Source organism: Fusibacter ferrireducens, assembly GCF_015352425.1.
Taxonomy (GTDB): domain Bacteria; phylum Bacillota; class Clostridia; order Peptostreptococcales; family Acidaminobacteraceae; genus Fusibacter_A; species Fusibacter_A ferrireducens.
Genome location: NZ_JADKNH010000018.1, coordinates 44,071 through 63,781 on the forward strand (window position 1 = coordinate 44,071; position 19,711 = coordinate 63,781).

Sequence of the window (19,711 nt, forward strand, 5' to 3'; positions counted from 1 at the left end):
GACTCTATTTATAAGCATACTCGCACTTCATTAGTGCAAATACTTACCTAATTGTGGTCCACCTAAATCTTCTTTCAAAGCGGCTATAAAGAGTTCTTCATAAGTTGGAATATTTGAAAAAGTAACGGGTTTATCTGCATATTGATTTGAATATGCTTTTGTATACTCGATGATGCCTTGAAGATGTCTGCCGACACGCTCTTCTATGGGATGTCCCGATTCATCATATGGCACATACAAAAAGCCGAGTTTTTGACTTCTTACATATGATTTATCAATCCCGGTAAGTGCAAGCGCTTCATTCGTGGCACCTCTAAGACGTCCCTGTGATGCATTTGCCGTCTCCATGAGGAGTGGGATCGTGTCTGTATAATCTCCCAGCTCTCTATGTGTCAGCCCATGTAGGTTTGAAGGCGAGGGTTCAAGTGCCATCTGGATGCCAGAAAATTGCAATTCCATAACGCCTTCTGCCGCAACACTCATTCCCTTTTCATGAGATACAGTGGCATTGATTACGGGATATTCTGGTGATGCTTCATGTAAGTCAAAGGTTAAATTTACATCTTCGCTTCTGATGAGTTCAGCAATTGCATATGCAGCTTGTTCAGTGAGTGTGCCATCTGGACGCCCTGGATAAGCTCTGTTGATATTTCTAGTTTCTGAACCCGATAGTTGTTGTCCTGAAGCGGCGTGAACATAGACATCTGGATCTGGCCACTGATCTATTGGATTGGACGCTCTTGAGCCATATCTAAAAGTTCTGATACCTTTTTCTGTTGGAATATGGATAAACTGCGGCGATGCTTCTTGTGCATCATTATGCGTCATGCCGCTGTGGTTCGTATATGGAATCACGTATACAGTCCCCTCTTCTATCACTGCATTTTCAATGAAGGTAATTGCACTGAGGTAACCAGAGGGTTCATTCCCGTGAGTGCCTCCGAGAATTAAAACTTTGCCACCTGGCTTAGTGCCTTTGAGCACATAGACCTCTGTGTCCATATTCGTGTTCTTTATGCCATCATAGTATTCTGAGAGCATTTTCACATCTTCCACGCTTGGACCGGGCTCAATCACACCTAAATCTTTCAACGATAAGAAATTGATGCTCGAAAACACCATGACAACTATGGCGATGGCTAGGCACAAAGTACCTGTTAGATAATGTTTCTTCATCCCTTGCCTCCTATTTAATCATTAAAAATCTTAAAACCAGTGGAATAATAACCAGTGCTGCATTGGCTTGATGTGTCAGCTTTTCTTCATCAAAAATATTCCATATTACAAAAATAAGTACCAATGCAATTATCCCTCTATAGATCAAAGTAATCATATGTCATCTCCATTCTCACTTAAATACGATAAATGGCGCAATTTTATCCGAAAACAAAATAAATAGAATTGCCCAAATAATAATGATCAGACTTGGCACGATAAACTTTTTAAGGACGGGTTTATAGTCATCAAGGCCAACGACTTGAGCTGCAAATATACCCGCAAGTGCTGTGGGCGGCATCATATCGCCTAAAGATGCGATTAATGAAATTGCAGAAGCTGTGACGATTTGACTCCCACTTAAGAAGGCCATTAAGAATGGAACGCCCAGTACCGAAGCCGCACCATATGAAGATACGGCACCAAATAGTGGAATCGTAACTGCCATTGCGATATAGCGCAGTGCATCTGGAAGACTAATACATGTGGTTACAATTAATCCGCGAACACCTGTCAGAGTCATGATCTGTATGAACATACCCACACCCATCAAAATGCCCAAAACAGGTAGAACACTTTTAACCGATTCCTTGCAAACTTTAGTAACGCTAATTCGATTGCCCGTAAATCCGCCTACAATAGAAGCTATGATAAAAATAAGGGGCATACCGAGGTTTGGCAATGACGGAAACGATTTGTTGACAATCATCAAACCCAAAGCCACAAATATGGGAATAAATATCTTACCACCGTGTTTTTCCATAGGCTCATTGTTCAATTTGGATTTAATGAGGTCGTAGTCAAATTTCTTGACGTACTTATGGCCAAACATCAGCACAAATAAGATTGCCAGTGGAAAAGTGAGCATTGCAAGCGGCCCTTCAAATCCAACATATGGAATATCTAATCCGCCACCTATAATCATAACTGGAATATTGACTGGTGGCGCAATCATGCCAAGCAAACCACCCATTGCTATAATGCATGCGGTTTCAAGTGCAGGAATACCCATAATCATCAATATGGGTGCCATGATAGATCCTGCTGACAAGACAGCTGCAGTGGATGACCCTGTAATCATACCTGGAAACATGATCACAAGCATGATTAAACAAAGGAGCAGAGCAGGTGTTTTGTTGAATTTTTTTATTATGAGTGCGGATAGGGCATCCAGTGCGCCAGAATCCTGTATGACTTTCATAAAGATCATCGCTGTTGTTATGACGAGCACCGTGTCTACATATGAAAACATGCCTTCCACTAAGTGACGTAATGGAAATCCATATCCCCCTACAAAGGCACCAACAACAGCTGCCGCTACCATAGAAATACTAACAGGAAGCTTAAATAAAAAGCAGCCTGAAATAAATGTTATAATCATAGCTAGAAAAATGATTAACTCAATGCTCATGAAATGCCTCCCTAAATTTCGTATCCAATAAATGCTCTAAACACATTACTTAAACGCTGCCTTGAGAGGTGACATAACATCAGCCATAGTATCCACAAGATCCATTGGCATCTTAGACTCAGATGCTAATTTGGACATCATGCCATCTTTATCCCCCGCTGCAACGACAATCGCATAATCTGCTTTGGCAAAACTTGGTCCGATAAATTTATCCGAAAGCTCTCCTCTTCTTGCTTCTCCACCAATATGAACAGCAATAATCGTAATGCCCGCTTCATCGGCTTTGTCAATTAGCGCAGATACTCTTTCCAGTTCTTGATCCGCATCAATACCAGCTGCTCCAAGACCTTTTGAAGATCCGCCAACTGCTAAGACAAGCGTTTTAACATCTGTTAAATCAGCTTCAGTCGCCGTTGTCTTCATCGTCAAGTCAATGTCACTTTTTGTAAGCATTGTTTTTACCATTTCAACATCAGCAGATTGTCCCACAGAAGTTAACAAAACAGGTTGTTCTGCAATGGGTTCTGTCAAACCTTCAATCGTCACGGCTTCCTCTGCTGTCTGTGGTTCATCTGTGGTCTTACTACCACATGCTGTCAAGAGTGTTCCCAACAACATGATCAATAAAAATACTGAAATTATCTTTTTCATATCTTACTCCCCTATCTTAAAATCGCTTGTTTTACCTCTGTATGTGTCCTAAGAGGTTCATATATTGTTTAAATAAATGTAACATATTGTTTTTGACCTTTCTATTTTTTCTCTTATTTATCTTATTTATCTCATCAGGATTCACAGTGTTCAAAACTGAATGAAGAAAAAAAATACTGGTATCATCATATCCATGCATATGACAATACCAGTATTTCCCTATAAAATGTATAATTTAAATGTTTATTTTAAAATGCCCTTTAGAGTCTATTAGATGCGTTTATAAGTTTGCTTTGGCCTGCCCACTTTGCCATAAGTGCTTTTGACTTCAACAATATTTTCCGCCGAAAGATATTGTAAATACCGATAAGTCGTTTGATAGGCAAGCCCTGAAATATCTGAGATCTCTTCAACCGTGATGAAATCATCCACTTTGGCAAGTGCGTCCAAAACCAGTTCAAGTGTTGCCATTCCAATGCCCTTTGTAGGTGTTAACGTCACTTTAGGTTTCAAATGAGATGTCTCGCGAGTCTGTATCAATTTAATGTGAAGCTTGATACGCGATATAATATCAGGGGTTCTAATGGGCTTCATTGCAAAATCCGTTGCTCCAACCTCTAAAAACCGATCTGCCAATTCTTGACTCTCATCAATTGTGAATACGATTATCGGAACTTCCTCATCCAGTGCTCTGATCATGCGAACGCCCTCAAAACCATTAATTCTTGGCATATGATAATCAATTAGTATCAAATCTGGTTTAAATTCTTTATAACTTTCTAAGCCAACAGCAACATTTTCAGCTGTAACTGCGATCCATCCTTGACTTTCAATAACTGCCTTTAAAGCAAATCTTATGGATTCATCATCGTCAATCGATAATATGGTCAATGTCTTATCCATTTACCTGCCCCCCTTCTTTAAGCACTACTTTAATTGTAGTGCCTCTATCTGTGACACTTTCAATGTCAATCCATCCCTCGTAAGAATCCACAACACTTTTCACAAAACTTAACCCCAGTCCATGAGAATCTCTTGTGGAATAACCTACCTCCCATATTTTATCACAGTTTTTCATATCAATGCCACAGCCATTATCTGACACCTCAAATCCCAACCATGCATTATCCTCTATAAAGAAGCGAGATACTTTTATTTGTATATTGGGCACAGTGTGTTTTGTTGCTTCATATGCATTTTCAAGCAAATTGATAAGCACTCTGATCATTCGCGTCTTGCTCAAAATAAGCATATTCTTTGGATATTCATTTTGAACCGTTACATAAGGTGCGTACTCTGTGATAGAAATTTGCGCCAAAACAGCTTGAAGCAATTCATCCGTTGTTATCAAGGATCTATAGTCCTCGTATAAGATCTCAGAAATCATGCCACTCATTCTTTTAATTGCAAGTTCTACATTTTCTAAGTAATCGACATCTTTGCTCCTACCATCCATCTCACAATTCAACTTGACCACACCCACTAACGCCTGTGCAGAAGTAAGTGGTGACTTTAAATCATGAACCAAACTGTTCATTTCTAAAAAAGTTCTGTTTTTTAGCGCTGTGAATTTTGCTTCAATTTCCATCTTTCGATTGGCCTCTCTCAGTGCATTCATGGATCTCAGATTATTTTCATCTCGAATGAGTAAAAACAAAAGCGCTCCCAGGAAAAGAAGCAGCAATAAAAAAACCAATGCCATGATATCAACCGTTTTATCAGCCTGTAAAAAATGTGCTATGAGTTTTACCTCTTTGGAGGTTTCTCCTCTGCCTATGGGCAATCCCTCCATGCAAGGCATTATATCCACAAATTGAAACGCCGTTAAAAAGACCATAATTAAAGTGGATTTCTTCCATCCGCTCACACGATTATAGTCATTTTTCCCTAGAAGCATTAATAGAATAATCAGTACAAAAGCCGGCATACCAAAATAGTATTTGATGTGATGAACATAACCTATGATAAAATAAACCGGTGGAATGATCAGACAGATCAATGCGGATTTAAACAATTTCTCAAAGGGAAAATTATCGCTGATTTCTATGGATTCTGTAATAAAAAATGCACCCAGATAATGTGGAAATGCGCGGAGTGAATTGAGCGCAATGAGCTCAAGTCCTGCAACCATTAAAATGATCACATCTTCATTTCTAATGGCCTGATTCAACTTTTCAGGTATGCTAAAAGTATTCACCGTAATAATACTAGGCATTATAATCCCTACGATTACCATGAGCAGACCATACCAAAATTTAGAGTGATTAAAGTTTTTGATATGAATGTTATCCATCAGGCCCCCCTCTTTCTATAGAGAAAAATAAGCATGCTCACCCCTGTTAAAAATCCTATGCTGATTAGAAACTTGGGATAAGTCACCGTGTAATATATAGTGCCTGTACCGATTTCGTCTCGTTCAATTGGGTCAAAGGGCATACCATAGGTCAATGTGATCTTTTCGATATTTAGCAAGTTGATTACAGGCACCTCTTTAGAGAGATAGTGCTGAATAATACCGCTTTTTGCATCCACCTTTCCAAAGTACTGATTGCCATCTAAGATGCCTTGTCCCAATGTGATGGCTTCTTCAGTCGTGCCGCCATTGGTTATGTTGCCGCCCACTGCAACGAAACAATCAATTTGTCCATAGGTTCTCAACCTCAGCTGAACATTCTTTTCAAGATCAGGTTCTTTAGAAAGATTTAGTCCTGACTCAATCAATCTCTCTTCAATTTCATGGATCTTATCTGAATCTATGTTGACACCCACATCAAAATCTCCACCAAGGGAAACCATTGCACTATCTGTATCCAATAATCCCTCCTGATACAAGTGATGTAACATCTCAGGAAATGTCAAGGCATAGTTGTTCGCACCATAAGTGGAGGCCCCTACACTGGTTATGGGCACCATTTCCAGTTCCATCTCTTCTGCCGCACAGAGCACGGCAATATTTAGAGCGGGGAAAGAACCCGAGAAACCAAGTCCCACGCGGTTTCCTTTTTTAAGGCCAACCTCATGAAACATTTTGACAACAAGTGCCGCCATATCTGGATGAGCTGTGGTTCGTTTAGCTTTTACTTCACCTAAAGTTGTGGTAATGAGATTAAACGGTTCGCCAATCAGCCCTGTCTTAAAATAATCCTCATCTGACAAAGGAATTTCAAGATCGCTCTTATAAGACTTAATAGCCTCCATGCAGGTTTTCATCTTTTCAGCAGCATGGACTTGTTGATCATAGTAGGTATTCTTTTGAACTTTACTGTTCTGAACAACTAGGGCCAACAACAAGATCAGAAAAAGCAATATTAAGCTCAGTCGAAGTACATCTCTTTTATTTGTATCCATACTTATGTTTTCCTCCTCATTTGCAAAAGCACGCAAAATCGTGTCCTAGACTAATAATATTATAAATACATATTATAGACTAATAACAGGCACACCTAGCCACATGATCACAAGCAGATTCAGCACAACGACAATTCCCAACGATAAAGTGGATTTTAAAACACCTTGCCTTTCCCATTCTAAAGCGATGATTCCCGGCACAATTTTCCCTATGATTCCAGGGGTATGAACTAAAACACCACTTCTAATAACGAGTACGTTTATGGCAAACGAAAGTAAAATCATAACGGCAAATCGTCTTCGTCCATAGAGAATCATGACTTTCGATAGGAGTTTCGCAATGCCCCAAGTCAATAAAACCACTCCAAATGTATACGCAATTCTATAAGGCGAATGAAAATTGAGTGCAAAATAGCCTGCCACAATAAGGCCAGATGGGGAGATCCCTGTCAATTCGTAAAACAGAAGACTGATGACTATCCCTAAAATAATAATGTTATTATCCAATTTCATGTCCCTCCATTTCAATTTTACGGATCAATTGCATCCCATCGTTTGCGATATTCCCCACTGCAAATACAAAAAAATGACGATTTACTTTTTTGAAGTCCATTGCATCCACGGTATTAAAATGACTTACAGTCATAAAATTGCGCTTCAATCTCTTTTGCATCATTAAGTTCATGGAACCCATGAGCCATACTTCAGTCGGTTTAAGATTTATGGCAAGCTCTATCATTTGCTTCGTTCGAGATAAACGGTCTGATCGGCTATTGATCAGGAGTATACACTGTCTGTCTTTAAACAAATCTCTTGCCATCAGCATGTTGTAAACATACGCCGTGGAATCTGGATCGTTGATTGAAAAACCATTTACAAAGATGCCGTCGTTTTTTAGACGAAACAAACTGAGTGCGTATGGATCTTTCTTGTAATTGAGCATGCCTTCTAGAGCAACTTCTCTCGCCACCCCTAGATGTTCACATACTGAAAGCGCAAGTGCCAAGTTTTCACCAAAGAGTTCGTGTTTAACGGACTCTGAAATTTCTGCTAAGACGGTCTCTGTGTGACGTCTTTCCGCATTTATCTTAAGTTGCGGATAAGCATCTGCATCCGCCGTAAACAAAACGCCGTTTTCTGGAATTGTATTGGATAAAGCTTCACAGATTTCAGGTAAAGTCCTTCCCATTTCTTCTAAATGATCGTGCCTTACATTGGTAATGACACCCATATTGCTCATGAGCATTCTATCCTGTGAAATGCGTTGCAACTCTGGAGAAATTGCCATACATTCACAGACTAAAATATCGGCTTTATCCTTATTTGCCCTTTTTAGAACCCAGAGTTGCTCTTTGATATTGGGGCTTCCATTTCTTTTTATTTGCCTTTCAATATTGTCCGTTCCTATGATCAGAGGAACTGTCCCAGTGGTCTTACAGAACACGCGATAACCACTTCGTCTGAGCCCAGCATCTATGAGCCTCGTCACGGTTGATTTCCCACGGGTGCCATTAACATAAATAACATGTTTAAGTTGTTTCCGTCTATATATTGCCAATTTGTTTTCTATTAAAAATCCTATTAGAATAATGCCAAAGAGCAGCATGATCATGTTCTCCAAGACGGTTCACCTCTTTTTATTCGCTTTTATATGATCGTGTCATACTATCTAAAAGAATATCACAAATTTTACGATTTTGAACACCATTTGTTTCATCTCCCAATGACTCAAACCGATTTTCGCTGACGATTTTCCCGATTAGTGCCTCGGAGAAAATCTTTCGGCTCAAATCTTGGTGTTTTAACAAAAAAAAAGCCATGTTTACGCATGACTTTTGAGCTTTGATGCTGAGGTTATTCTCCTAGATAACTAGGCTCTTCTTCATCTGTTAAGAGTTTCGCTTTCTCATATTCTTCAAATATGATATCTTGAATCATCGAACGCGTCTCTTGATTTATTGGATGTGCAATATCTCTGTAGTCGGATTCCCCAACCTTTCGACTCGGCATTGCCACAAACAACCCATTTTGTCCTTCAATTACCTTGATATCATGTACAACAAATGCATTATCAAAAGTCAAAGAAACGACAGCCTTCATTTTACCTTCTTCACGTAATTTGCGAATTCTTACATCTGTAATATTCATCGATTTATTTCCCCCTAATTTTGCTGTGTAAAGTGAATATTCTATACAGATCTAAAAAGTCCTTCTTTTTTTTTAGAAAATATTAATTTTTTTTAATTATTTTTAATTATTTAATGTCCGATGCTCTAAAGTCCGCTTCAAATAGCCTTTATCCTCTATGTCATATCGAAACATCCAGCAAACGATATCACAGGGCATAGAGCGACGCTTAATTTTGATAAGCCCGCTATTTTCACATACCAACAGCCTAAGTAAAATTACAGTTTTTCATAATTCGGATGTACAATAATTTCGTTGGCCTCATCAATGGCCTCAAATTTAATCAAGGACAGATAGTTTTGAACTAACTTTTGCGAAGGTGAAATGGTATCCATGAGCACACATACGCCTGCCACCTTACATTCCAACTCTTCAACTAATTGAATCATACCTTTTGCCGTGCCGCCTGCTTTCATGAAGTCATCCACAATAAGCACTTTAGATTCCTTTTTAATGGCATTTTTCGCAATATACATGGTTTGAAGTTTCCCTGTGGAACCCGAAATGAAATTAATGCTAATTTTAGGGCCTTCTGTTACTTTATTTTCATGCCTTGCAATTACTAGCGGCACATTTAAGCCTCTGGCGGTCATCATTGCAATGGGAATCCCCTTCGTCTCCACAGTTAATACATAATCCACTTGATTGCCATCATCTGAATATTTTTCTGCAAAAATATCTCCAATCCCTTTGGTATAGCTTGGATTGTATAAAATGTCCGCCATATACAAGTATTTGCCTGGCATAATACGTTCTTTTTTTCGAATGTCCTCACAAATCTTTTCAATCAGTGTGGTCTTTTCTTCTTTACCCATCATGGGAACGTATTTAGCCCCACCTGCAGCACCTGCAAGTGTCACCACTTTTCCAAGAGAGAGTTCCTCCATGATTTTTTTTACAATTACAAGATCTTCACTAATCGTTGATTTTGCTGAATTGAACATATTCGTAAAATAATTTAACGTAAAAACCTTATTGGGTGAATCACATAAAATTTTAACAATTGCACCAATTCTTTCATTTCGTTTTAATTTGCTCACTTTATCACACTCCGAATATTTATAATCTATATTTCTAATTTTATTCGTTTTTTTCATTTACTTCAATCACTTTTTATTTTTTTCTTTCAAGTTTTTAAAAATATGGTATAATCATTATGTCTTTTGTGTCAAAAGACGGACTAAATAACAGAGGTGAATTATGATAGATATGAGTACCATCCAAACCGTCCACTTAATTGGAATTGGCGGGGTCAGCGTAAGTGCAATCGCTGAGATCTTACACACCAATGGCTATGAAATAAGCGGTTCTGATATGTCGTCATCTCCTATAACTGAAGCACTTCAAAACAAGGGGCTTAAAATATATATTGGACACTCTGCTGATCATATAAAAAACATTGATTTAGTCGTTTATACCTCTGCTGTAACAGAAGAAAATCCAGAGTTATCAGAAGCTATCGCCAAGGGGATTCCCTGTCTTTCAAGAGCAGAGATGTTGGGACAAATCATGTGTGCCTATCAAGATAGCATTGCAATCTCTGGCACACATGGCAAAACAACAACAACTTCAATGATCACAAGGTTATTAAATGACTCAACCTTTGATCCAACAGCACTTGTAGGAGGCTTCTTCTCAGATATTGAGAGCAATGTTCGAATTGGCAAAAGTGAATTATTCATCACTGAAGCCTGCGAGTACAAAGAAAGCTTTTTATCTTTTTTTCCTAAAATCGGCATTATCCTCAACATCGATGAGGACCATCTCGATTACTATAGAGATCTGGAACACATTATCAGTGCTTTTGCAAAATTCGCTGATAACATTCACGAGGATGGTGTTCTCGTTTTAAATGGTGATGATTACAACAGTAAAAAAATCAAGGCCTATTACCAAGGACGTCTCACTACCTTTGGCATCAATTCCGATTGCGATTTCAGTGCAAAAAATATTGTCTATAATCATTTGGGCTTTCCCACATTTGATGTTTACTACAAAGATCAGAAAAAAACTCAAATTTCATTGTCCATTCCAGGGCAGCACAACGTTTATAATGCACTTGCGGCAATTGCCGCTGTATCCGAATTCATAAAGGATTATGATCTCATTCAATCCAGATTGAATTCATTTAAAAATGCCAAGCGCCGTTTCGAGCAAATTGGCTCAGTGAATGACATCAGCATTATCGATGAATATGCACATCATCCTAGTGAGATCAAGGCTACTTTGCAAGCTGCACGGAGGATCGAATCCCTGAATAAGTTGTATTGCATTTTTCAACCACACACTTATTCAAGGACTAAAGAGCTCTTACACGAATTTGCAGGTTCCTTTAAATCAGCTGATGAAGTCATACTCACCAACATTTATGCAGCGCGTGAAGTTGATAAAGGCGAAATACATTCAAAAGATCTTTTGAAAGCACTTTTGGCAGAAGGTATAAATGCACTTTTCTTTGAAACATTTGATGAAGTTGTGGCCTATCTAGCGGCTAATTGTCATCCTCACGATTTTGTTATGACCATAGGTGCTGGCGATGTGAACAAAATTGGCTATGCGCTCAACGATATTTTGAAAAAGTAAGCATGAAAAAAAGCGTTTATTCACTAGGTTGATATCCTATGAATAAACGCTTTATTAATTTGATTTAGCAGCATATCTTAGTTAGAAGTATTTGCTTCACCGTTTTCTTCTGCTTTCTTCTCAGTACCATAAATTTTTAACAGAGTGCTCTCGAGTTCGGCTGGATCATGTATCCAGTAGTCGAGACCATTGATTTTTTTATCCTCGCCTGTTACAGTATAAAACGATATTTGATCTGTTTTCATGCCGGCTGCTTTAACCGCATAGCCTAAAGCATCTTCGATTGTCATGTCTGTTTTAACATAATTGCTGTTGATAATCGTATTCATAACAGAAGGCAATTGAGCACTCAGCGCCTTCTTGATCATTGTGTTTACAAAAGCCTGTTGTCTCGGAATTCTTTGAATGTCACCTTCGCTGATCGTGCCATCATTATTTTTTCTAAATCTCAAAAACTTGACCGTTTCTTTACCATCAAGCGTCTGAGTCCCTGCTTTAAGATGAATATGAAGTTCTGGACTCGCCCAAACATCATCATAATCCATATCAAATGGTACTTTCACTTTGTAACCACCAAGAACGTCTACTACTGCTTGTACCGCTTTGAAATCCACTTTGACGTAGTAATCAATTGGAACCCCTAAAAACTCAGACACATATTTTTTCATACCATTGACGCCACCGACTTCTTTCATCCCGTAAACTGCGTTCATTTTCTTTTGTCCCGGATTATTGAAGCCTTCAACATGATGGTAGGTGTCTCTTGGAATCGATAAAATATCTATTTTTTGTTCATCTGGGTCAAAACTGATAAACATCATCGTATCTGCCAATGAATCATTGAGTCCAAAAGCAAGTACATTCACTCTATTTGAACTATCCGCAAGTTTCTGCAACTCTGTCCGAGTATCCACTTCAACAATAGGTTCTTGCGGTTTAACAGCTACAGGCTCTGTTGAAGGTGATGTTTCCGAAGGTGTCTTACTGGCGTTCTTTTCATGATTCTTCTCCATAATAAGAAACCCACCCGCAATTATAGCTGTAAAACATATAAACGATATAACAAACAATTTAATGTAAAACTTCATATTGTGATTCCTTTCATAATAAGATCTATTCTATTGTAACATAAGAGGAAAGGCAACCATTTTACATTTATGTTACATCCTTTTCATTTCTGTCCCACTTAGTACTGATAGAAACCTAACCCTGATTTTCTTCCCAAACGACCAGCTCTCACCATTTTTCTCAAAAGAGGGTGCGGTCTATACTTAGGATCTTTAAATTCCTCAAACAAAACTTCCATGATCGCTAAATTTACATCATTTCCAATGAGGTCAGCAAGCGCTAAAGGTCCAATTGGATGATTGGCACCAAGCATCATGGCTTTATCAATATCTTCCGCAGTTGCAACACCATCTGCTAAAATGCCAACCGCTTCGTTAATCATTGGAATTAAAATTCGATTGACCACAAATCCAGGCGCTTCTTCAACCTTTACAGGATCTTTGCCCACTTTTGTGGAAAGCCCATAAACCGTATCATACGTTTCATCAGAAGTTGCAATACCTTTGATAATTTCAACCAATTTCATAACAGGTACAGGATTAAAAAAATGCATCCCTATTATTTTATCTGGTCGCTTTGTAACGGCAGCGATCTCTGTAATTGAAAGTGATGACGTATTTGTCGCTAAAATAGCATCTGCTTTAACGACTTGATCCAACTCTTCAAATATTTTCTTTTTTACATTCATATTTTCAGTTGCGGCCTCTATGACAAAATCACAGTCCCTTAAATCCTGAACATTAGAAGTAGGGTGAATTCTACCCAAGCTCGCAATTTTATCATCTTCGGTTAATTTTCCTTTTGTCACCATCTTACTATAGGCTTTTTCAATACCTTTGATGCCCTTGTTCAGAACCTCTTCATTTAAATCACGCATAACAACATCATAGCCATTTTGAGCAAAAATTTGAACGATCCCAGCGCCCATAGTGCCTGCTCCTAAAATACCGATTTTCATAATCATTCCTCCTACTTTTATCCGTTATAAGCTTGTAAAGTTACTTGTTTTGAAACTCAGCTTTGCCTTTGTTTAGAAAAGCTTTCATGCCATCCTTTTGGTCAAGCGTTGCAAAACAAAGTCCAAATAATGTCGCTTCAACCTCATTGCCCTCTTCAATTGAGACGTTTGCGCCCACATCAATCGCTTTTTTTGCATACTTAACAGCAATTGGTGCTTGTGATGCAATCAAATCCGCTGTTTCAAGTGCAACTTCAAGAACATTGTCTGCCGTAATGCCATTAATTAAACCAATCTTTTCAGCGTGTTCAGCATCGATCATTCTTCCAGTATAGATAATTTCTTTTGCTTTTGCAATACCAACAACTCTTGGCAGTCTTTGCGTGCCAGCAAAACCCGGCGTAATGCCCAGCGAAACCTCTGGTTGACCGAATTTTGCCTTTTCATGAGCATATCGCAGATCACAACTTAACGCAAATTCAAGTCCGCCACCAAGTGCAAAACCATTAATTGCAGCAATAGTAATCTTCTCCATCTTCTCAACTGCTCTGAAAACACTCTGTCCAAGGCGTCCAAATTGCCGTCCCTCTTCGGCGTTAAGTGGTGCCATTGCCTTTATATCCGCTCCGGCTATAAAAGCTTTGCCTGCACCTGTAAAAACAACAACCGTTATTTCAGAATCTTGTTCTAATTCTGCGATTAATGCCTTTAGCTCATGCAGTGTTTCTTCGTTGAGGGCGTTCAAAGAACTTGGTCTGTTAAAGGTAACAATGCCAACTTGATCCCTCTTTTCGAATAATATGTTTTCCATATCTTCTCACCTTCCCTATGTTTTGTGATTTATATCAATGAAGCAATGCTTCGATGATAAACCCTATGACTAACATTTCTATAGCGATGATTGTTGGATATAAACCCTTGTACTCAAGGTCCTCATTTTCTGCTGAATCTAATTCTTTTGCTTTTACATCTTTTATTGGTTTTATAATCTCTGTTGGCTTTATTGCCTCTGTTGGTTTAGACACATGATCATATTGGTGATGCGTCAAAGAAGCGAACCTTGATTTAGGCGATCCGATAAACCGATAGGATGCTATGAGCATTGCTACCACCGAACCTGCAAAAACAGCGACATATGCCCCCTGTATAAAACCTTTTTTAAGTAACATGCCTGCCAAACCACCTACCAAGGCAAACCCTATCGTATAGATCAATCCATTGACAACCGCTTTGATAATCAGTTCAACAAGACGTTTCATTTAATCTCTCCTTAAAATTCATACTTGAGAAAAATCGTTGCATAACCAAGCAAAATCACACCACAGACAACCAAAACGTCTGCAATGTTAAAAATTGGAAAATTAATGAATTTGAACTCCAAAAAATCCACAACATAATTGAGCCTTGCTCTATCTATAAAATTGCCCAACGCCCCCGAGATAATACAGACGTATGAGAGTTTGACAATTATCGGATCACCTACCTTAATGGCTTTAGTCATCATCCCCAGTAATACGGCAATGATTAATAAGGTCACAATAATTAAAAGCAACTGCTTATCTCTTAATATACTAAATGCAGCTCCAGTATTCTCTGTGTAGTGAAAGCCTAAAACACCGGGCACAAATGCCATACTCTTTTGCGGCATCAAGCGCGTCACTGCCCAATACTTTGTCAGTTGATCCACGCCAACAGCCACTAATATCATAAAAAAATAGATCATAACACCTCCTATTGTAATGGGGAGACTAATCTGCCCAAAGCTTCCAGTACTTTATTTCTAAACCTTCTATTTTTAAAATGCTCCAATATAAATTCGTTGCATTCACTCAAGTCTTTTACAAAATCTTCTTCCAAACGTATAATCGTTGGCACATCATATATAAACGCATTGACTTCAAAATTGATTTCAAGTGACCGTATATCCAAATTTGTAGTGCCGACAGTTGCAGAAAGTCGATCCACAATCATAATTTTAGAATGTATAAAGCCGTTTTTATATTGATATATTTTAACACCTGCTTCAAGCAAGGCTTCAATGTTAGATTGTGATGCCCAATACACAAAGAAGTGATCTGGCTGAGACGGGATGATAATTCGAACATCCACACCACTCAGCGCTGCTGTTTTGAGTCCCATCATCAAGCTTTCTTCTGGAACGAGATAAGGCGTGGTAATCCATATTTTATCTGTAGCTGAGGCCATCATCTTGTAGAAAGCTTGTAATATGGCCTGCCACTCTGAATCCGGTCCAGAGGCGACGATTTGAATCAATGCTTGCTTTTCAATTAAATGCTCTGGGAAATACTGCGCACCATCCACAACTTGCTTGGATACATAATTCCAGTCATTTAAGAATATGGTTTGAAGCGCATAGACGGCCTCACCCTTTATTTCCAAATGCGTATCTCTCCAAAAATTGAATCGATTGGACTTGCCAAGGTACTCATCACCAATATTCAGTCCACCTACAAAACCAACCACTCCATCCACAACGACAATTTTTCTATGGTTTCTGTAATTTAAATCTCTCGAAAAAAGTGGAAATGCAACTGGAAAGAATGGATATACTTCCACACCTGCTCTTTTAAGACTGTCTATGTAATATTTGGACAATCTAAAAGAACCCACGGCATCATAAATCAGTCTAACCTTAACGCCCTTTTTGGCCTTTTCAATAAGCAGTCTCCTGATCTCATTTCCAATTTGGTCATCTTTAATGATGAAATATTCAATGTGAATATGTTCTTTAGCACGTTCTATACAGCCTATTAAGCGATTAAATTTATTGATGCCATTTGTAAGCACATTGATCTCATTTTTTAGTGAAAAAGGTGCTTTGGCATTGTTTAAAATAAGTTGCATAAGACGCTTATTATGGGCATTCCCACTGTTTGGCAGTTCAATATAGTCTATCAGTCCCTGTTGTACCTTTGCAGCATGCAGCAATCGATCTGAGTCTGCCAGATGTTTGCTCTTTGAAAGAGATTTTTTACGATAACTTCTACCAAAGAGGATATAACACAGAAAACCCAATAAGGGAATTAACGTTAAAACGAGTAGCCACGCCACTGTACGTGAAGGATTTTTATTCTCTAAAAAAATGACGATGGCAATCCATAGGATATTGATCCTGAACAACCAATAGAGTACATTAAAAACAATTTCAATATAAATATTTTGACTTGCATTTTGAGAGAGCCAATAGTAACCAACCCATACGGAACACATGAGCAAAATGACGCCAATAATGATCAAAATTCTCTTAATCAAACGCTCCATAAAAACCCCTCCTCTTGAGTGGTCTTAGAATAAGTTAATTTCTAAACTTTGCTTCCACACGATAAATATGAAATCCTTTACTAGAAAATTTTTCTTCATATTCCGTCATAATGTTGTCAGAATCGTTTTGAGCATGTAGATCAAGTGCAATATGCTTCATAATCATATCCAATGCGCAAAACTCATTGAGTGAAAATTCAAACAAGGCTTTATTGTCTGTTTTAAAATGAATCCAGCCTTCATCTTTGAGGACAACTTGATATTTTTTCATAAAATCTCTATAGGTTAATCTTCTCTTATAATGCTTCTTTTTAGGCCATGGATCACTAAAATTCAAATAAATTCGAGAGAGCTCATTTGCTTCAAAAAAAGCATCCACTTCTCTCAAATCGATCATAATCATTTTTAGATTTGGCAATTTGACTTTATCCGCACGTTGAGCCGCCTTTAGAATAACCTCAGTAATCACATCTACCATAATAAAATTGACATTGGGATGACGCTTTGCCATTTCAATGATAAAGCGCCCTTTTCCGCCACCAAATTCAGCGTGAATGTCGTGATCATTTCCAAAGACTTCATGCCATTTGCCCTTTTTACTTGCCGGATCCACAACAAATACTTGATCATAAGTAACCAGTTCTTCAAAAGCGCCCCTTATTTTTCTAACTCTCATTATTACACCTCATATTCAATCTCTATTATAGCAAATTCAAATCAAAAGAACATCCTTAAATAAAGATGTTCTTCTCGCTCTTGTGAATCGGCTTACAATTCTGTAAACATTTTGGGATTATCACTCCATTTTAGAAGTGTTTCTTTGCTGCTTTCATCCACATAATTTTTTTCTACTGCAATGGGCAATAGCGTCTTATAATCTGTAAGCGTCTCGAACGCAACACCTTTCTCATTAAAAATCTCATCCACTTGTGCAAAGTTATAGCTGAAGATCGCCAAAACACTTAAAACTTCTGCACCTTCCTCTATTAGAGCCTCACAGGCTTTCATAGAACTTCCCCCAGTGGATAGCAAATCTTCAATCAAAACAACTTTGCTACCCGGTTTCAAATAGCCTTCGATCTGTTTGCCTTTTCCATGTCCTTTTGGATTGCTTCTGACATATACCATTGGCAAATTCAATATTTGAGCTACCCATGCCGCATGCGGTATACCTGCTGTGGCTGTACCCGCAATCACTTCAACATCTTTATATTTCGCTCTGATCATATCTGCAAAACCATTCGCAATTAAATCTCTCACTTTAGGAAAGCTAATCGTCATTCGGTTATCGCAATAAACGGGTGATTTAATCCCTGAAACCCATGTGAACAATTGATCTTCTCCTACTATTGAAACCGCTTTGATCTCTAAAAGCGCTTCTGCAACTTGCTTTGATATCATTTTTCGCCTCCTGCAATTTTTAATTGGATTCTTCTATTTTTTCAAGTGCACCCTCAGAGTAATTGTTTTTAGCATTCCACAGTAAAAATTCGTGTATGCCATTGTCTTCAAGTGCTTTAATTTGTGCTTCAACTTCTTTTGCACCATATGAGATATGACCCTTTACCCAACCTGCTGTAAAATCTTGAATCCAAGGTCTTATACGCGCTGGCGTCATTACATTTGTATTTCTATCGAAAGCATCCTTTAACGATCGATCAATGGTTTCATATGGAAATGCATCTGGAACAGATAGTCCGAAGTTATTCGTTCCATAGTGACTTGGATACATCATTGGGCAAATATAATCAACTACATTCGTAATAGCTTCCCAATGCTGTCCTATGCCCACATCGTTAATTGAAGTGGCTGCCCAGCCAAATACATCAGCTGCAATATAGACATTATAGGGCTTAAGCTCTTCATAAGCGTGTTTGAGATACTTTTGAATGGTCGCTGTTTTAGACTCATTTTCCGTATTTCTGTAGTCAATGTTTACTCTATCCGGAATCGCAGGGAATCTGACATAATCAAATTGAATTTCATTAAATCCCCATTCGGCAGCTTCCTTGGCAATGCCTATATTATAATCCCAAAGTTCTCTATTATGAGCAGATGCCCAAAGCAGTTTATCTCTATCGCTATACGGATTTGGAGTGCCCGCATAAACAATGGCCTTATCCAAATTTGTCTTGGCATAAATGGGCGATTTAAAGGTGACAATTCTTGCAATTAAATAGATATCGTGTGCTTTCAGTTTTTCCATGAACGCTTGCATATCTTTAATATAAATGTGTTTATTGGCTTCTGGATTGTATTTTTCAGCTGTTTCAGAATAAAACAATAAGAAACCATTATCGTCTTTAACATCTATTACAAGCGTGTTAAGTTCTGTTTGATCAAGCAGATCGATGAGTGTATTCAGCTTGTTCGTTGCAGCTGAATTCCCAGTCATATAAGCCCCTTTTACAGTTAAAGGCGGATTATTGGAAAAGGCATCATTTTTATGAAAAGCGGTATAATCCACATCGTCATAAGGCTTTGAAATAAGATCCATGGGCGTCTTTACCAGACTATCAAAGGCAACATAGCCAAGCACAGTGCCCTCAAATTGATCTGCAATCTCTGCAAATGTCGTTTTTCCCGTTTCATCCTGAATATAAGTATTTACATAGATAGCTGTTTTTGGCGCAATAGTGTTGACTTCAGCTTGCTCCCCACTGTATTGATCATAGACAATAGCCCCTTTTTTACCAGTGTAATAGGTATTTTCTGCAATCAGTTCTTTGTTGGCTTCAGCTTTAAGTCTCGCTTCTTCTTCAGCCTTAAGCCTTGCTGCCTCTTCTGCTTTAAGTCTTGCCTCTTCCTCAGCCTTGAGTCTCGCCTCTTCTTGTGCTCTTGCTTCCTCTTCAAGCCTTGCCTGTGTTTCAGCCGCTTCGATTTTTTTGTTTTCTACATAAACAGTGTATTGGTTGATGCTAAATACACCAACCAATACAGCCATAATCAGAACAACACTGAATATAATTCTTTTTCTTTGTTTCATCTAAGTCTCCTAATAGTCTACA

The 19,711-nt window shown here is 38.3% G+C and carries 21 protein-coding genes; 1 reads left to right on the forward strand and 20 read right to left on the reverse strand.

The window, feature by feature from the left end; genetic code table 11:
• Positions 1-30: 30 nt before the first annotated feature.
• From ISU02_RS21265 to purR, 11 genes are all read right to left on the reverse strand, one after another.
• Positions 31-1,176 (reverse strand): succinylglutamate desuccinylase/aspartoacylase family protein, encoded by a 1,146-nt coding sequence (locus ISU02_RS21265; RefSeq protein WP_194703868.1) that lies wholly within the window; start codon positions 1,174-1,176, stop codon positions 31-33.
• A gap of 10 nt (positions 1,177-1,186) precedes the next feature.
• On the reverse strand, positions 1,187-1,333 hold the full coding sequence (locus ISU02_RS21270; RefSeq protein WP_194703869.1) for a hypothetical protein: 147 nt from the start codon (positions 1,331-1,333) through the stop codon (positions 1,187-1,189).
• Between the two features lie 15 nt (positions 1,334-1,348).
• Positions 1,349-2,626 carry a TRAP transporter large permease subunit gene (locus ISU02_RS21275; protein WP_194703870.1) on the reverse strand — a complete coding sequence of 426 codons (1,278 nt, stop codon included), beginning with the start codon at positions 2,624-2,626 and terminating at the stop codon, positions 1,349-1,351.
• A gap of 45 nt (positions 2,627-2,671) precedes the next feature.
• A complete protein-coding gene (locus ISU02_RS21280; protein ID WP_194703871.1) occupies positions 2,672-3,277 on the reverse strand; it encodes a DUF6305 family protein in 606 nt (201 codons plus the stop codon).
• Positions 3,278-3,547: 270 nt separating this feature from the next.
• On the reverse strand, positions 3,548-4,180 hold the full coding sequence (locus ISU02_RS21285) for a response regulator (protein WP_194703872.1): 633 nt from the start codon (positions 4,178-4,180) through the stop codon (positions 3,548-3,550).
• Entirely contained in the window at positions 4,173-5,570 is a 1,398-nt protein-coding gene (locus ISU02_RS21290; protein ID WP_194703873.1) for a sensor histidine kinase, read from the reverse strand. The genes ISU02_RS21285 and ISU02_RS21290 overlap by 8 nt, the downstream gene beginning before the upstream one ends.
• The gene (gene pgsW / locus ISU02_RS21295; RefSeq protein ID WP_194703874.1) at positions 5,570-6,625 is read right to left on the reverse strand and encodes a poly-gamma-glutamate system protein; all 1,056 of its coding nucleotides are present in this window, start codon (positions 6,623-6,625) and stop codon (positions 5,570-5,572) included. The genes ISU02_RS21290 and pgsW overlap by 1 nt, the downstream gene beginning before the upstream one ends.
• A 72-nt stretch (positions 6,626-6,697) precedes the next feature.
• On the reverse strand, positions 6,698-7,132 hold the full coding sequence (gene pgsC, locus ISU02_RS21300) for a poly-gamma-glutamate biosynthesis protein PgsC (RefSeq protein WP_194703875.1): 435 nt from the start codon (positions 7,130-7,132) through the stop codon (positions 6,698-6,700).
• Positions 7,125-8,237, reverse strand: a complete 1,113-nt coding sequence (pgsB, locus tag ISU02_RS21305; RefSeq protein ID WP_228727915.1) for a poly-gamma-glutamate synthase PgsB — start codon at positions 8,235-8,237, stop codon at positions 7,125-7,127. The genes pgsC and pgsB overlap by 8 nt, the downstream gene beginning before the upstream one ends.
• 242 nt (positions 8,238-8,479) lie before the next feature.
• A complete protein-coding gene (gene spoVG / locus ISU02_RS21310) occupies positions 8,480-8,773 on the reverse strand; it encodes a septation regulator SpoVG (protein WP_194703877.1) in 294 nt (97 codons plus the stop codon).
• Positions 8,774-9,030: 257 nt separating this feature from the next.
• Positions 9,031-9,909: a pur operon repressor gene (purR, locus tag ISU02_RS21315; RefSeq protein ID WP_207736477.1), complete on the reverse strand. Its 879-nt coding sequence runs from the start codon at positions 9,907-9,909 to the stop codon at positions 9,031-9,033.
• A 103-nt stretch (positions 9,910-10,012) separates the two neighbouring features.
• Between purR and murC the strand changes: the two genes are divergently transcribed.
• Positions 10,013-11,395 (forward strand): UDP-N-acetylmuramate--L-alanine ligase, encoded by a 1,383-nt coding sequence (gene murC / locus ISU02_RS21320; protein WP_194703878.1) that lies wholly within the window; start codon positions 10,013-10,015, stop codon positions 11,393-11,395.
• A gap of 77 nt (positions 11,396-11,472) precedes the next feature.
• Here the strand turns inward: murC and ISU02_RS21325 are convergent, their stop codons facing one another.
• From ISU02_RS21325 to ISU02_RS21365, 9 genes are all read right to left on the reverse strand, one after another.
• Entirely contained in the window at positions 11,473-12,408 is a 936-nt protein-coding gene (locus tag ISU02_RS21325; protein WP_194703879.1) for an LCP family protein, read from the reverse strand.
• A gap of 173 nt (positions 12,409-12,581) precedes the next feature.
• Positions 12,582-13,424: a 3-hydroxybutyryl-CoA dehydrogenase gene (locus tag ISU02_RS21330; protein WP_194703907.1), complete on the reverse strand. Its 843-nt coding sequence runs from the start codon at positions 13,422-13,424 to the stop codon at positions 12,582-12,584.
• Between the two features lie 37 nt (positions 13,425-13,461).
• Positions 13,462-14,232 (reverse strand): enoyl-CoA hydratase-related protein, encoded by a 771-nt coding sequence (locus ISU02_RS21335; protein WP_194703880.1) that lies wholly within the window; start codon positions 14,230-14,232, stop codon positions 13,462-13,464.
• A gap of 34 nt (positions 14,233-14,266) precedes the next feature.
• The gene (locus ISU02_RS21340) at positions 14,267-14,680 is read right to left on the reverse strand and encodes a hypothetical protein (RefSeq protein ID WP_194703881.1); all 414 of its coding nucleotides are present in this window, start codon (positions 14,678-14,680) and stop codon (positions 14,267-14,269) included.
• A gap of 11 nt (positions 14,681-14,691) precedes the next feature.
• Positions 14,692-15,144, reverse strand: a complete 453-nt coding sequence (gene lspA / locus ISU02_RS21345; protein ID WP_194703882.1) for a signal peptidase II — start codon at positions 15,142-15,144, stop codon at positions 14,692-14,694.
• An 8-nt stretch (positions 15,145-15,152) separates the two neighbouring features.
• A complete protein-coding gene (gene cls / locus ISU02_RS21350; RefSeq protein WP_228727913.1) occupies positions 15,153-16,703 on the reverse strand; it encodes a cardiolipin synthase in 1,551 nt (516 codons plus the stop codon).
• A gap of 34 nt (positions 16,704-16,737) precedes the next feature.
• A complete protein-coding gene (trmB, locus tag ISU02_RS21355; protein WP_194703883.1) occupies positions 16,738-17,379 on the reverse strand; it encodes a tRNA (guanosine(46)-N7)-methyltransferase TrmB in 642 nt (213 codons plus the stop codon).
• Between the two features lie 92 nt (positions 17,380-17,471).
• Complete coding sequence (gene pyrE / locus ISU02_RS21360; protein WP_207736480.1) at positions 17,472-18,104, reverse strand: orotate phosphoribosyltransferase; 633 nt, start codon at positions 18,102-18,104, stop codon at positions 17,472-17,474.
• Positions 18,105-18,123: 19 nt separating this feature from the next.
• Positions 18,124-19,689 (reverse strand): putative glycoside hydrolase, encoded by a 1,566-nt coding sequence (locus ISU02_RS21365; protein WP_194703884.1) that lies wholly within the window; start codon positions 19,687-19,689, stop codon positions 18,124-18,126.
• Positions 19,690-19,711: the final 22 nt, after the last annotated feature.